The 13802-nt window shown below is 72.7% G+C and carries 11 protein-coding genes and 1 riboswitch; of the genes, 3 read left to right on the forward strand and 8 right to left on the reverse strand.

From position 1 onward, the window contains the following. Positions 1 to 93: 93 nt before the first annotated feature. The 5 genes from ACIPWA_RS15305 to ACIPWA_RS15325 all read right to left on the reverse strand — a co-directional run bounded on the left by ACIPWA_RS15305 (position 94) and on the right by ACIPWA_RS15325 (position 6304). A complete protein-coding gene (locus ACIPWA_RS15305; RefSeq protein WP_400291391.1) occupies positions 94 to 741 on the reverse strand; it encodes a nucleotidyltransferase domain-containing protein in 648 nt (215 codons plus the stop codon). Between the two features lie 704 nt (positions 742 to 1445). After that, positions 1446 to 1565, reverse strand: a riboswitch (SAM riboswitch). Positions 1566 to 1747: 182 nt separating this feature from the next. Beyond that, positions 1748 to 2782, reverse strand: coding sequence for a LacI family DNA-binding transcriptional regulator (locus ACIPWA_RS15310; protein ID WP_056653599.1), 1035 nt, complete (start codon positions 2780 to 2782; stop codon positions 1748 to 1750). 140 nt (positions 2783 to 2922) lie between these two features. Then, on the reverse strand, positions 2923 to 3864 hold the full coding sequence (locus ACIPWA_RS15315; RefSeq protein WP_400291393.1) for a carbohydrate ABC transporter permease: 942 nt from the start codon (positions 3862 to 3864) through the stop codon (positions 2923 to 2925). A 2-nt stretch (positions 3865 to 3866) separates the two neighbouring features. After that, a complete protein-coding gene (locus ACIPWA_RS15320; protein WP_082609058.1) occupies positions 3867 to 4829 on the reverse strand; it encodes a carbohydrate ABC transporter permease in 963 nt (320 codons plus the stop codon). Between the two features lie 161 nt (positions 4830 to 4990). Continuing rightward, positions 4991 to 6304, reverse strand: coding sequence for an ABC transporter substrate-binding protein (locus tag ACIPWA_RS15325; protein WP_400291395.1), 1314 nt, complete (start codon positions 6302 to 6304; stop codon positions 4991 to 4993). 201 nt (positions 6305 to 6505) lie between these two features. Here ACIPWA_RS15325 and ACIPWA_RS15330 point away from each other — a divergent pair, with 201 nt between their 5' ends. Both ACIPWA_RS15330 and ACIPWA_RS15335 read left to right on the forward strand, forming a co-directional pair. Next, complete coding sequence (locus ACIPWA_RS15330) at positions 6506 to 8575, forward strand: beta-galactosidase (protein ID WP_400291397.1); 2070 nt, start codon at positions 6506 to 6508, stop codon at positions 8573 to 8575. A 108-nt stretch (positions 8576 to 8683) separates the two neighbouring features. After that, positions 8684 to 10597 carry a glycosyl hydrolase 53 family protein gene (locus ACIPWA_RS15335; RefSeq protein ID WP_400291399.1) on the forward strand — a complete coding sequence of 638 codons (1914 nt, stop codon included), beginning with the start codon at positions 8684 to 8686 and terminating at the stop codon, positions 10595 to 10597. 79 nt (positions 10598 to 10676) lie between these two features. Here the strand turns inward: ACIPWA_RS15335 and ACIPWA_RS15340 are convergent, their stop codons facing one another. Beyond that, entirely contained in the window at positions 10677 to 11447 is a 771-nt protein-coding gene (locus ACIPWA_RS15340) for an SDR family oxidoreductase (protein ID WP_056653109.1), read from the reverse strand. Positions 11448 to 11627: 180 nt separating this feature from the next. Between ACIPWA_RS15340 and ACIPWA_RS15345 the strand changes: the two genes are divergently transcribed. Then, positions 11628 to 12257 (forward strand): hypothetical protein, encoded by a 630-nt coding sequence (locus ACIPWA_RS15345; protein ID WP_056764385.1) that lies wholly within the window; start codon positions 11628 to 11630, stop codon positions 12255 to 12257. 85 nt (positions 12258 to 12342) lie between these two features. Here the strand turns inward: ACIPWA_RS15345 and ACIPWA_RS15350 are convergent, their stop codons facing one another. Together ACIPWA_RS15350 and ACIPWA_RS15355 are read right to left on the reverse strand one after the other, a co-directional pair. After that, positions 12343 to 12885, reverse strand: coding sequence for a MarR family winged helix-turn-helix transcriptional regulator (locus ACIPWA_RS15350; protein WP_400291401.1), 543 nt, complete (start codon positions 12883 to 12885; stop codon positions 12343 to 12345). Continuing rightward, positions 12882 to 13628, reverse strand: coding sequence for an SDR family NAD(P)-dependent oxidoreductase (locus ACIPWA_RS15355; protein WP_400291403.1), 747 nt, complete (start codon positions 13626 to 13628; stop codon positions 12882 to 12884). The genes ACIPWA_RS15350 and ACIPWA_RS15355 overlap by 4 nt, the downstream gene beginning before the upstream one ends. Positions 13629 to 13802 lie beyond the last annotated feature (174 nt).

Below are 13802 nucleotides of genomic sequence, written 5' to 3' on the forward strand. Positions count from 1 at the left end.
GGCTCGGCGGGTGCGGAGCGGGCCTGGGCGGGTGCGGAGCGCGCCTGGGCGGGTGCGCGGGGACGCGGTTCGGCTCCGCCGGCCCGTCAGCAGTCAGTCGGGGAGGACGACGAGGGGCAGGTGCTCGTGCACGGGTGGCCCGAGCACCTGTTCGGCGTCGTGCGCCCACCGCTCGAGGGCCCCGGGGCGGTCGCGCTCGGCGTCGAGCCACGCGATCGTGCGGAGGTGGACGTCCACGTCGTTGCCGGTCCAGGCTCCCGCGTCGCGGCCCAGCTGGTCGGTGAGCTCGTGAGCGATCCAGGCCGGAAGATCGTCGGGGACCACGACGAGGAGGTCCAGGTCGTCGGCCGCGGTGCCGTCGCCGCGAGCAGCTGAGCCGACGACAGCGACGCCGATCGACCGTCGACGGCCGCCGTCCCGCACGACCTCGTGGAGCAGCTCGTCGAGGCGTCGGCGCAGCTCGGCCCAGGGGTGCAGCGCGTCGAAGAGCGCCTCGATCGCGGGCCAGCACAGGTGGTCACGGTTGACCCGGTAGTAGTTCGTCGACCCGATGGTCCGCCGCTGGACGATCCCTTGTCGTTCGAGCCGCGCGAGGGCGCGGCGGACACCTTCCAACGATCCGGTGTGCGCGACGCGATGCACCTGCCCACCCGTGAGCTCGCTCTGACGGTTCCAGAGCGCACGCAGGACGGGCCCCTCGAGCCCGGGCACGACCGCCGAGACCGGGCTGCTCCAGTCCATCTGCTCCCCCTCGTGTGTCGACCCGACCCTGACCTGCGGGCCGGTGGTCACCTCGCGTCAGGCCCTGCCCGCAAAGCCGCGGAACGTCAGTCGCATGTCGCTGATCCCTGGTGTCCGGCCACCCTCAAGGGCCTCCGGGGGGAGGGTGTGTTTTTTGGGTTTGCCCCCCCAATGGGGGGGGGTCCCCGAAAAAACACCGCCGGCCCCCCACCGGGCCCCCGGGGGGGCGGGTGTGTTTTCTCTGTAGCCACCACAATTGTGGTGGCTACAGAGAAAACACACCCTCCCCTCCCCCGGTTCGGCTTCGCCGCCCACCATCCGTCGACCGTTCCCACGCGCAGGCGCAACGTCTCCAGGCGGTGCCCCTGTCTCGACGGCCGACCGGATGTCCGCGAGTCGGAGCGCCCCCCCTTGTCCGAACGCCTCACGGACAGGATGGCGGCTCAGGACGGCACGCGGAGCGAACGCCAAGGATCTGTGGACAACATGCTCACCGCAGGCAGTCGGCGACCTGAGCTGCCGATCTCAGACCGCGGACCACGGACCGCGCTGCGCACAGGCGAGGGCGGCTCAGGTGGCGAGGGGGACGGGGCGACCGGCGCAGCGGGCGCATCGGGCGCACCGGGCGCACCGGGCGCAGCGGGCGCAGCGGGCGCAGCGGCGGCCTCAGGGCAAGGGTCGAGGCCACGATGAACGCGACCTCGACCTCGCACTTCCCGAAGGCCCGGATGCCGGGTCGGGCGGGTCTTCCTCAGAGGCACCGTGCGCGGGAACGCGGTTGCCGGACCGGCACGCGGAGGGCGTATCGCCGGTCACTCGTGACCGATGCCCACCCTGCCAGACGGGACACACAAGGACAAATCACCCCGGCACGCCCCTGTGCCTCGGTGCCCGTCGCACACGACCGGACGGACAGGTCCGGCCTGGGCAGCCAGGGCCGACGGCACCCGCCCCCCGGACGCGCCGCCCCCGGGCCCGCCGCCTCGCCGGGCAAGGCCGAACCTCCCTAGGCCGAGTCCCGCACCACGAGCGACGTCGGCAGCGTGATGGCCGCAGGCTCCTGGCCCTCCACGACCTCGAGGAGCAGCCGCACCATCTCGGCGCTGATGCGCTCGAAAGGCTGCCGCATGGTCGTCAGCGCCGGGTGGAGCGACGCCGCGACCCCCGAGTCGTCGAACCCGCCCACTGCCACGTCCCCGGGCACGCTCCGACCCGTGGCCTGGAGCGCGACGAGCGCCCCCGCCGCCATGAGGTCCGACGCGACGAACACGGCGTCGAGGTCAGGGCGCCGCTCGAGCAGCTCGGCCATCGCGAGCCGCCCCCGCTCGCGCGAGTAGTCGCCGTGCGCGACGAGCGACTCGTCGAACCGGTCGCCCAGCGCGTCGCGGTACCCGTCGAGGCGCAGCGTCCCGCCCGGGGTGTCGAGCGGACCCGTGATCGTCGCGATGCGCGTGCGCCCCGAGTCGAGCAGGTGCTGCGTCATGGTGCGCGCCCCGGCCCGGTCGTCGGCCGCGACGTACCCGACGCGCCCCTCGTACCCGAGCGGGACACCGCAGGCGACCGTCGGGACCTTCTGCTTGAGCAGCTCGGCCAGCATCGGGTTGCCCTGGTGCGAGCTGATGAGCAGGACGCCGTCGACGTGCCCCGCCGCGACGTACCCACCGATGCGGCGACGCTCCTCGGGGGTCCCCGCGACCATGAGCAGCAGCGGCATCTCGCGCTTCGCGAGCTCCTCGGCCGCGCCCCGCAGCAGGATCGAGAAGTTGGGGTCCTCGAACAGCAGGTGCTGCGGCTCGGTCAGCAGGAACGCGATCGAGTTCGACCGCCCCGTCACGAGGCTGCGCGCGTGCTGGTTCGCGGCGTACCCCGTGGTCCGGATCGCCTCGTTGACCGCCGCGAGGGCATCGGGAGAGACCCAGTGGCCACCGTTGATCACGCGGGACACGGTCCCGCGCGAGACGCCCGCGACGTCCGCGACGTCGCGGATCGTGGGGCGACGCTTCGCCCCGTTGCCCGACGCCGCCGCCCGCCTCTCGCGCACGGGTCCGGCGCCCGCGCCCGCCCCCGCACCCGGGGAGGTGCCGCGCGCGGCTTCGCGACCGCCCTCGCGCACGGCATCGACGGGCTGGGGTACGACGTCGTTCCCGGACTGCTCCACGACACGTGAGTCTAGGGACATCCTCAGGCCTTGACCGCGCCGGCGGCGAGGTCGACCTGCCAGTAGCGCTGCAGGAGGAGGAACAGGGCCACGAGCGGGACGATCGACAGCAGCGCGCCCGTGATCACGAGCGTGTACAGCGCGGGCTGCGACGCCCCCTGGTTCAGCAGACCCGACAGCCCGACCGTGAGCGGGAAGAGCTTGTCGTCGCCGAGCATGATGTACGGCAGCATGAAGTTGTTCCAGATCGCGACGAACTGGAAGAGGAACACCGTGACCAGGCCGGGCGCCATCATGGGCATCGCGACCTGCGCGAACGTCCGGAGCTCACCGGCGCCGTCGGTCCGGGCGGCCTCGACGATCTCGTCGGGGATCGACGCCCCCGCGTAGATGCGGGCGAGGTAGATCCCGTACGGGCTGATGATGCTCGGCAGGAGCACGGCCCAGTACGTGTTGGTCAGACCGGCCTGGGCCAGGAGCAGGTACTGCGGGATCGCGAGCACCACACCGGGCACGAGCACGCCGGCGAGCAGCATGTTGAAGACCCCCGTCTTCCCGCGGAAGCGGTACTTCGCGAGCGCGTAGCCCGCCATGGCGGAGACGACGACCGAGAGCAGCCCGCCGATGCCCGCGTAGAGGGCCGTGTTCGCCATCCACCGCCAGAACAGACCGCCGCGGTAGGCGTTGAGGTCGGACACGTTGTCCAGGAAGTGCGAGGACGGCGCGAACGTGAAGGTCGAGAACAGCTCGCTCCCCGACTTGGTCGAGGCCACGACGACCCACAGCACGGGCAGCAGGCAGTACAGGGCGCCCACGAGCAGGATCGCGGTCGCGGTCCCGCTCGGGCGCTCGCCCGCGGACCGGTGGCCCGTCCGCGGAGCCTTGCGGGACTTCTTGACGACCGCCCCGGGGCGCGCGTCGAAGGTCTCGGCGACGAGGGCGGTCTCAGCAGCGTCGGTAGTCATGGTCACTTCTCCTGACCGAAGGCACGGCTCTGCACGAGGCGCAGGAACCCGAACGAGAGGACGAACGTCGCGACGGCGATGATGACCGAGGTCGCGGCCGCCGAGTACAGGTCACCGCGGATGAACGCGTCGCGGTACACCTTCATGAGCGGGGTCCACGTGCTGGAGATCGTGTTGCTGAGCGGCTTGAGGGTCGTGGGCTCGGCGAACACCTGCAGGGTCGCGATCATCGAGAAGACGAACGTCATGATGATCGACGGGACGACGATGGGGATCTTGATCCGCCACGCCATGCCGATCTGGTTGCAGCCGTCGAGCTCGGCGGCCTCGTACAGCTCGGACGGGATCGCGCGCAACGACGTGTAGATCACGACCATGTTGAACCCGACGCCACCCCACACCGCGATGTTCGCGACCGCGAAGATCACCAGGTCCGACGAGAACAGGGACGGGACGTCCCAGCCGAGCCGGTCGAACACGTAGTAGAAGGGGCTCACGCCCGGCAGGTAGAGGAAGCCCCAGAGGAGCGACGAGATCACCGCGGGCACCGCGTAGGGCAGGAAGATCGAGATCCGCGAGAACTTGGTGGCCCGCGACCGGCGCGAGTCGAGCAGCAGCGCGAAGAGCAGCGCGAGGCCCAGCATGGTCGGCACGACGATCACGCCGTAGAGCGCGACGCGCCCCACGGACGCGAGGAACTCCGGGTCGGCGAGCGACGCCGCGTAGTTCGCGAACCCGTTCCACACCTCGGTCCGTGCCCCCGACCCCAGACCCAGCCCGCTGACCTTCTCGGTCCGGAAGCTCAGGTAGACCGCGTACGCGATGGGCAGCGCGAGGAAGAGGACGAACAGCACGATCGCCGGGGCGAGGAAGCCCCAGGGGGCTGCCTGGCGCCGGGACGCACCCGGTCGGCGGCGTCGCGCCGCGGGGGGCGCGCTGGGCCGCACTGGCGTGGTCGTGGTCACGATCTCTCCTCGGAAGGTCTCCGCCGGACGGGGGCAGGCGGCTGCTGAAGCACGGAGCGGAAGGGGTGGTGCGGGCGCCCGTCGGGGCTCCCGGTGCCGCCGCTCGGGGCGAGCGACGGGCGAGGCGGCCGCCCGGACGAACCGAGCGACCGCCGTCGGGCCTATTCCTTGACGTTGAAGCCGGAGCTCTTGAGGTCCTCGAGCGTGACCTTCTGCATGGCCTCGACCGCAGCGGTGAACGCGGCCTGCGACTTCGCCTCGGTGGCCTTGCCGAACTCGTCGTTGTACGCCGAGTAGGTGACGTTGACGTTGGGGCCGTACGTGAAGCTGCCCGCGGTCTTGGCCGTCTGGGCCGCGATCTCGTAGAAGTCGGGCTGGTTCGCGAAGAACGTCGGGGGCTCGGAGAGCGCCTCGGCCGACGCCGGGATGTTCGCGGGGTAGATCCCGGTCTGGTCGACGAGGAGGTCGACGCCCTCCTGCGACGAGTTGAGCCACGTGATGAACTGCGCGGCCTCTGCGGGGTGCTTCGACTGGCTCGTCACGGCCGTGGCGGAACCGCCCCAGTTGCCCGTGGCCGGCTTCGCGGCGTCCCACTGCGGCATGGGGGCCATCTTCCACAGGCCCGCGGTGTCGGGGGCGTTGCCCTCGAGGACGCCCGGCGCCCAGATGGCCGAGAGCCAGCCGATCTGCGTGCCGTTGTTGAGCGCGGCGTTCCACTCGGGGGTGTACATGGGCTTGTTGTCGATCACGCCGGACTCGACGAGACCGCCCCAGTAGTCAGCGACCTTGAGCGTCGCCTCGTCGTCGACCGCGACGGTCCACGCGTCCCCGTCGATGCCCCACCAGGAGGCGCCGGCCTGCTGCGAGAGGCCCGTGAACCAGCCCGCGTCGGTCGCCGAGAACGTGCCGAGGTACTTGGTCGGGTCGGCGGCCTGCAGGGCGGCGGCCGTCGCGGCGTACTCGTCCCACGTCGTGGGGACGGTCAGCCCGAGCTGCTCGAAGATGTCGGCGCGGTAGTAGAACTGCATGGGGCCCGAGTCCTGCGGCACGGCGTAGACCGCGTCGGAGCCGAGCGTCACGTCGTTCCAGACGCCCTCGGGGAACTGGTCCGCCAGGTCCGCGACCTCTCCCGAGATGTCGGCGAGCGCGTCGGCCGAGACCAGCGTGGGGATCTTCTGGTACTCGGTCTGCATGATGTCGGGCGCACCGCTGCCCGCCTTGACCGCGGTCAGCAGCTTGGTGATGGCGGGGTCACCGCCGTCCTGCTTGTTGACCGTGACCTGGATGTCGGGGTTCGCCGCGTTCCAGGTCTCGACGACCTTGTCCACGTTCGGCGCCCAGGTCCAGAAGGTCAGCTCGACCGGTCCGTCGGCCGCCGGGGCGTCGGAACCGCCGCCGCCCGAGCTGCAAGCGGTCATCAGTAGTGCGGCGGAGGCGATGATCGCCGCTGCCTTCGTGCCTGTGGACAGGCGCATGAGGTCCTCCTCGTCAAGGAACCATCGCGCTTCTCGCCAGGGCTTGGGCCAGGGCGACTCACGACAGTGTGGGGCTGTGCACGGTCACAGTACTCACGCCCCGCATGGTCTTGTCAACATCATGTTTCATGCTGTTACCTAGGTGTTGCACGGTCGATCACACCTGTGATCGTGCACAGCGACGTGTTTCGAGGAGAGCGCATGACTTCCGCCAAGCCCCGCCCGGTCGGCCCCGTCTACGACGGCTGGCTGCCTGGCGTCGACGCGATCTGCTACGGCGGTGACTACAACCCCGAGCAGTGGCCGGAAGAGGTCTGGGAGCAGGACGTCGCGCTGATGCGCGAGGCCGGGGTGAACCTCGTGAGCATCGGGATGTTCAGCTGGGCGCTCATGGAGCCCCGTGAGGGAGAGCTCGACCTCGCGTGGCTCGACCGCCTGTTCGACCTGCTCCACGCGCACGGCATCCGCGTCGACCTCGGCACCCCCACGGCGTCGCCGCCGGCCTGGTTCTTCCACGCCTACCCCGAGTCGCGCGTCGTGACCCGCGACGGGACGGTCCTGGGGTTCGGCTCGCGCGGCATGGTCTCGCCCAGCTCGCCCGACTACCGCCGCGCGTGCGTCCGCATCACGACCGCGCTCGCCGAGCGCTACGGATCGCACCCCGCGCTCGCCCTGTGGCACGTGCACAACGAGTACGGCGCGCCCGTCTCGGACGACTACTCGCCCGCGAGCGCCGCGGCCTTCCGCGAGTGGCTGCGCGAGCGCTACGGCGACCTCGAGGGTCTGAACGCCGCATGGGGCACCCGGTTCTGGGGGCAGGTCTACGGCGAGTGGGAGCACGTGGGCGTGCCCGCGGTCGCGGCCTCGGTCGTCAACCCCGCGCAGCGCCTGGACTTCGCCCGCTTCACCAACGACGCGCTGCTGGCGTGCTTCGTCGCCGAGCGCGACGCGATCCGCGCCCGTTCGTCGGTGCCGGTCACGACCAACTTCATGGCGGGCGAGTGCCCGTCGACCGACCTGTGGGCCTGGGCCCGCGAGGTCGACATCGTCTCGAACGACCACTACCTGCGGGCAGCGGACCCGCGCAACGAGGTGGGGCTCGCGCTGGCTGCGGACCTGACGCGCTCGGTCGCGGGCGGCAAGCCGTGGATGCTGCTCGAGCACTCGACGTCCGGCGTGAACTGGCAGCCGCGCAACGTCGCCAAGCGTCCGGGCGAGATGGCGCGCAACGCGTTCTCGCACCTGGGCCGCGGGGCCGATGCGATCATGTTCTTCCAGTGGCGGGCCTCGCGCTCGGGGGCCGAGAAGTTCCACTCGGCGATGCTCCCGCACGCGGGGACGGGCAGCCGCGTGTGGCGCGAGGTCGTGGCGCTGGGCGCTGAGCTCGGCGCGATCGGCGAGCTCCGCGGGTCGCGCGTGCACGCCGACGTCGCGATCCTGTGGGACCCCGAGTCGTTCTGGGCGCAGGACCTCGAGTGGCGCCCGAGCGTGGACGCGCAGCACCGCGAGCGCGTCGACGCGTTCTACGACCGGTTCTGGCGCGACGGCGTCCAGGTGGACTTCGCGCACCCTGGGCAGGACCTGTCGGGCTACCGCCTGGTCGTCGCGCCCGCGTCGTACCTGCTGACCGAGGAGTCGGCCGAGAACCTCACGCGCTACGTCGAGGGCGGCGGCACGCTCCTGGTCTCGTACTTCTCGGCCGCGGTCGACGAGCACGACGCGGTGCACCCGGGCGGCTTCGTGGCCCCGCTGCGCCGCGCGCTCGGGCTCACGGTCGAGGAGTTCCTGCCCCTGCGGGAGGGCGAGTCGCTGAGCGTCGCGCTCGACGGCGGAGAGGTCGCGCCGGCACTGACCGGCACCCTCCCCGGGGACGTGTGGGCCGACGACATCACGCTCGAGGGCGCGCAGGTCGTGGGCACGTACGTCGACGGCCCGGCCCCGGGCTCCCCCGCGATCACGCGGCACACGCTCGGCGAGGGCACGGGCTGGTACGTCTCGACGCGCCTCGACGTCGCCGCGCTGAGCACGCTCCTGGGCGCCGTCTACGCGGACGCGGGACTGGCGCCGTCGGGCCTGCCGGAGGGCTTCGAGGTGGTGCGCCGCCGCGGCGAGGACGCCGAGTACGTCGTCGCGATCAACCACACCGACCAGGAGGTCACGCTCCCCTCGCTCGCCGACGGGACCACCGACCTCGTGACGGGCGAGGCCGCGCCGGGCGCCGCGACCGTGGCCCCGGGGGCCGTGCGCGTGCTGCGTTCGCCGCTCGCCTGAGGATCGCCCCTGCTCTCCCGCGGGCGGTCGGGCCGACCACGCCCCTGGTCGGCCCGACCGTCCGCGGGCCTTGCTCCACCCATCAACGCACCACGTCAAGGAGGACGGATGAGATCGACGAGGAAGAGCACCCTGGGAGTCCTGGTGACCGCGCTCGCGCTCGCGGGCGTCACGCCTGCGAGCGCCGCACCCGCAGCGCCCACGACGGCCGCAGCGCCCGGCACCCTGGTGAACCCCGGCTTCGAGGCCGGGCTCACGGGCTGGACCGTCACGAGCGCCTCGGGGCACGACGGCGGGGCGAAGGTCGAGGACGCCGGGCACGGCGCGTCGTCGGGCCGGCTGACGCACTGGGCGGGTGACGCCTACGACGTCACGACGGCCCAGACCGTCGAGGGCCTGGCCACGGGCTGGTGGACCGCGAGCGCCTGGGTGAAGTCGGGCGGTGCGCTCGACGCGACGCGGCTCGAGCTCACGGGCTGCGGGGTCGACGACGCGACGACGACCCCGGTCACCGAGCAGGACGACCAGTGGGTCCGCCTGTCCGTCTCGGCCTACGTGACGGGCGGCGACTGCACGGTCGCGGTCGTGACCGACGGCCCGGGAGGCGCGTGGGCGTCGGTCGACGACGTGACGCTCGAGCGCGGGCGCGTGACGCGCGACGTGCGCGGCGGCGACCTGTCGGGCGTCGCGAAGAACGAGGCCTTCGGCGCGACCTACGCGAGCACCGACGGCACGCCGGGCGACCCGGTCGAGATCCTCGCGGACGCGGGCATGAACCTGGGCCGCCTCAAGGTGTGGGTCGACCCGGCCGACGGGTACAACGAGATCACGCACGTCGTCGAGAGCGCCCGGCGCATCGAGGCTGCGGGCATGGACGTCATGATCGACTTCCACTACTCGGACCGCTGGACCGACCCGGGCGCGCAGGGCACCCCGTCCGCGTGGGTCGGCGGGACGACCGACGAGCTGGCGCAGTACGTCTACGACCACACGCACGCCGTCCTGGTCGCGCTGCGGGACGCGGGCGTGACCACGGACTACGTGCAGGTCGGCAACGAGATCAACCCCGGCATGATGTGGCCCTCCGGGCAGACGTGGGACGTGGTCCCGGGCGACGGGTACGACACCGCGCAGTGGGACTCGCTCGCGGCCTTCCTGAGCGCGGGCTCCCGGGCGGTGCGCGACGTGACCCCCGAGGCTCAGGTGATCCTGCACCTGACGAACATCAACGACGGGATCGGCGGCCTCACCTGGTGGTTCGACGAGGTCACCTCGCGCGGGGTCGACTTCGACGTGATCGGTCTGAGCTACTACGGCTACTGGCACGGCAGCCTGGGCGACCTGCAGAACGCGGTCGGGACGCTGTCCGACCGCTACGACCGTGACGTCATGGTCGTCGAGACGGCCTACCCGTTCACGCTCGAGGACGGATCGCCCGCGTGGGAGAACGTCATCGCGACCGAGGACGACCTGGTCCCCGGCTACCCCGCGACCCCGGCGGGACAGGCCGCGGCGCTGCGTGCGGTCCAGGACGTCGTCGCGTCGGCCCCGGGCGGACGCGGCCTGGGGGTCGTGTACTGGGAGCCGGCGTGGACGTCGGTCGAGGGCAACGGCTGGGACCCGGCCGACGCGTCGTCGGGCAACGCGTGGGAGAACCAGGCCATGTTCGACCTCGACGGTCGCCTCCTGGCCCCCGTCGCGGCCGAGCTCGCGCCGGACGCGGCCACGTCGGCCTGGACCGCGGCGGCCGTCTACACGGCCGGTGACGTCGTCCTGCACGACGGCACCGCGTACGTCGCGTCGTGGTGGACCTCGGGCCAGGAGCCGGGCGCCTCGGCGTACGGGCCGTGGCAGGAGGCGGCCGCAGCCGACGAGGCGGGCACGAGCCCGTGGGCCGTGACGCGCGTCTACGTCGCGGGCGAGCGCGCGACGTTCGAGGGCGCGACCTACGAGGCGCGCTGGTGGACCAGGAACCAGCAGCCCGACGGCTCCGCGTGGGGCCCGTGGGAGCGCGTCGGCTGACGCTCCCCGCGCGAGCGCGCGGCCGACGAGGTCTGGCGCGGCCGGGAGGCGGGTGCCCGCGCACTGCAGGACGTCGCGGTCACCGCCCCCGGCCGTACCTCTCCAGCAGGTACTGCCCGTACGTGCCGGTCCCGTAGGGCTCGCCGGGCACCATGTGGTGCCCGGCCGCGAAGGCCGCGAAGGTCTTCCCCGGCACCCGCACCCGCGCGACCGGTCGGCGGCTCCCGGTCGCCCGCGCCCAGGCGCGCGCGGCCTCCCGGCCCGTGATGCGCTCGGGTCCGCCGATGTCGCCGACCCGGCCCGCGGGCCCGGCGGCGACGATCTCCGCGAGGCGCGCGGCGACGTCGGGCACGGCGATCGGCTGGACCTCGAGCGCGGGCGTGAGGAGGACGGGCGAGAAGCGCTGCGCCGTGAACATCCCGACGACGAGCTGCGGGAACTGCGTGGCCCGCAGGATCGTGTGCGGCAGCCCGGACGCGGTGAGGATCGACTCGACCTCGACCTTGGCCTGGTAGTAGCCGAGCGGGATGCGGTCGACGCCGACGATCGACTGGAACACGACGTGCCCCACGCGCGCGTCGCGGGCCGCGGTCACGAGCCTGCGGCCCATCTCGACGTCGGCGCGGGGCCCGCGGGTCGCGAGGTGCAGGACGACCTCGACGCCGTCGAACGCCTCGCCCAGCCCCTCACCTGTCGTGAGGTCGCCCGTCACGACGCCGGGCGTCGTGCCGGCCGAGCGGCTGAGGACGCGGACGTCGTGCCCGGCCTCGCGCAGCAGGTTCACGGTGGGGGTGCCGAGAGTGCCGGTGCCGCCCGTCACGAGAACTGTGGTCGCACGCGCTGTGGTCATGGGGGTTCCCTTCCGACCGCGCGTCGTGCGCGGGAGTGCCGCTGGGGCGTTCGGATCGCCCGTCCCTGCTGTTCATTCTGCGGGGTCGGAGGTCATCCACAAGCCCCACGTCGCGAGTCGTGTCCACAGATGACCCCGGGCCCGCCGCGCGCGAGGACGCGGCTGCGCCACGCTGCCCGCATGACCCACAGCATCCGGTCCTCGCACCCCCGACGCCGCACCACGCCCCGGCACCCCGTCTCGCCGCCGGGCCTGCGCACCCTGCGCGCCACCTGGGAACGGCAGGCCGCCGAGGCCGGCGGCCCAGGCGGCTTCCACCACCTCCACGGACCGCACGCGCACGGCTGGCTGCTCGCCGACGCGGTGCCCGAGCTCCTGGAACCGATCGTGCACGCCGACGACGACCCGCTCGAACCGACCTTCTTCGCGCACCTCGACGCCCCGGTCGCCGAGGCGCTGCTGGCCCGGTTCGCGCCCGCGCACCTCGTCCACCGGTCGAACGGCTCGCCCACGCTCGGGAACCAGCTGCGCGCGACCGTCGCCCACCCCGGCGAGATCACGCTCCACGGGTTCGTGCTCGGCCCCGGGCGCTGCGACGAGCGGCTCGTGTCCGAGGGCGCGCTCGTGCGCTTCGAGGCCGACCTGCTGGTGACCGAGCACCACGCCCCCGGCTGCGAGTGCGAGCTCCTGTGGGCCTACGCGGTCGACGAGCTGGGGCTCGACGACGCCGAGCACGCACCGCACCGGATCCACCGCATCCACCGAGCGGAGGCACCGGACGAGACGTGGTGGCGGCTGCTGTGGGCGTGAGCGGTGCACCGGGCACGGGCCGGGACGCACGGCGCCGGGACAGGCGCCGGCTCACGGCGCCGGGCTCACGCCGGACCCAGGGCACTCACGTCCGCTCGAGGAACCCCTCGCTCGCGCGCTCGAACCGGCGCATGAGTCCCGCGAACGCCTGCCGGTCCTCCGGGGCCCATCCGTCGAGCAGCTCGTCCACCAGCCGGTCGCCGGCAGCGACGAACGTCCTCGCGACCTGTGCCCCCGCCTCGGTGAGGTGGACGCGTGCCGCGCGCGCGTCGTCGGGGTCCTCGCGGCGCTCGGTGAGGCCCGCTGCGTCGAGGCGACGCAGGATCTTGCTCACGTTGGACGGCCCGGTGGACAGGTGCTCCGCGATCGCCGAGGGGCGCCGCGGCCCCTCCCGCCACACGACGGTGAGGACCACGACGGCGGGCGAGTCCAGGTCGATCCCCTCGCGCGCCGCGACCGCGGCGAGGAAGTCGCCGCTCGTCCACAGGCCCATGACCCGGACCAGGGAGTCGAGCAGGTCGGACCGGTATCCGGGGACGCGCGGGTCGCCCAGCACGCCCCCCGGGGACCCCGGAGCGGGGGCAGGGCCGGAGCCCTGCCTCGCCCCGGGGTGCGGTGCGTCGGTCATGCGACCTGCGTGCCGCCGTCGACGGGCAGGACCACGCCCGTGATGAAGCTCGCCTGGTCGGACAGCAGGAACGCGACCGCGTCCGCGATCTCGGACGGCTGCCCCAGCCGCTGCATGGGGACGTCGGCCGCATACCCGGCACGGGCCTCCTCGGGCAGCGACGCGAGCGCTGCCGTCTCGATCGCGCCCGGCGCGACGGCGTTGATGCGGATGCCGTCGGTCACGTACTCGATCGCGGTGCCACGCGTGAGCGAGACGACGCCGGCCTTGGCGGCCGAGTACGGCGAGAGGCCGGGCGACGCCTTGAGGCCGGCGATCGAGGCGATGTTGACGATGCTGCCGCCGCCGTGGGCGAGCATGTGGGCGATCTCGGCCTTCATCGACAGGAAGGTCCCGCGCAGGGTGATGTCGAGCGTGCGGTCCCAGCCGTCCTGCGGCATCTGGTCGAGACGGAACGGGCGCGTGCCGACCCCCGCGTTGTTGACCGCGAGGTGCAGCCCCCCGAACGTCTCGACCGCGAACCCGACGAGGGCGGAGACGTCTGCCGGGTCGGCGACGTCCGCCCGACGGTACGCGGCCCGGCCGCCCGCGGCCTCGATCTCGGCGACCACGCGCGCGCCGGCCTCGTCGTTGACGTCGGAGACGACGACGGCCGCTCCCTGAGCGGCGAGCCGCTTCGCGACGGCCTCGCCGATACCTGCGCCGGAGGCCGTGACGAGCGCGACCTTGTTGCTGAACTGCATGAGTGCTCCTCCAGATTTTACTGTCTTCACGACAGCATATGCCCGTGAACGCGCCGCCCGCACCCACCCGACAACCCTCGCGATCCGGCACAACCGTGCTTCTTACACCCAGGCAATGCCCAGGAAACAGGCCGCGCATAGCGTCCGAGCCCTGACGTCCCCCTGACCGAAAGG

The organism is Oerskovia enterophila (genome assembly GCF_044748475.1).
GTDB classification, from domain to species: Bacteria; Actinomycetota; Actinomycetes; order Actinomycetales; family Cellulomonadaceae; genus Oerskovia; species Oerskovia enterophila.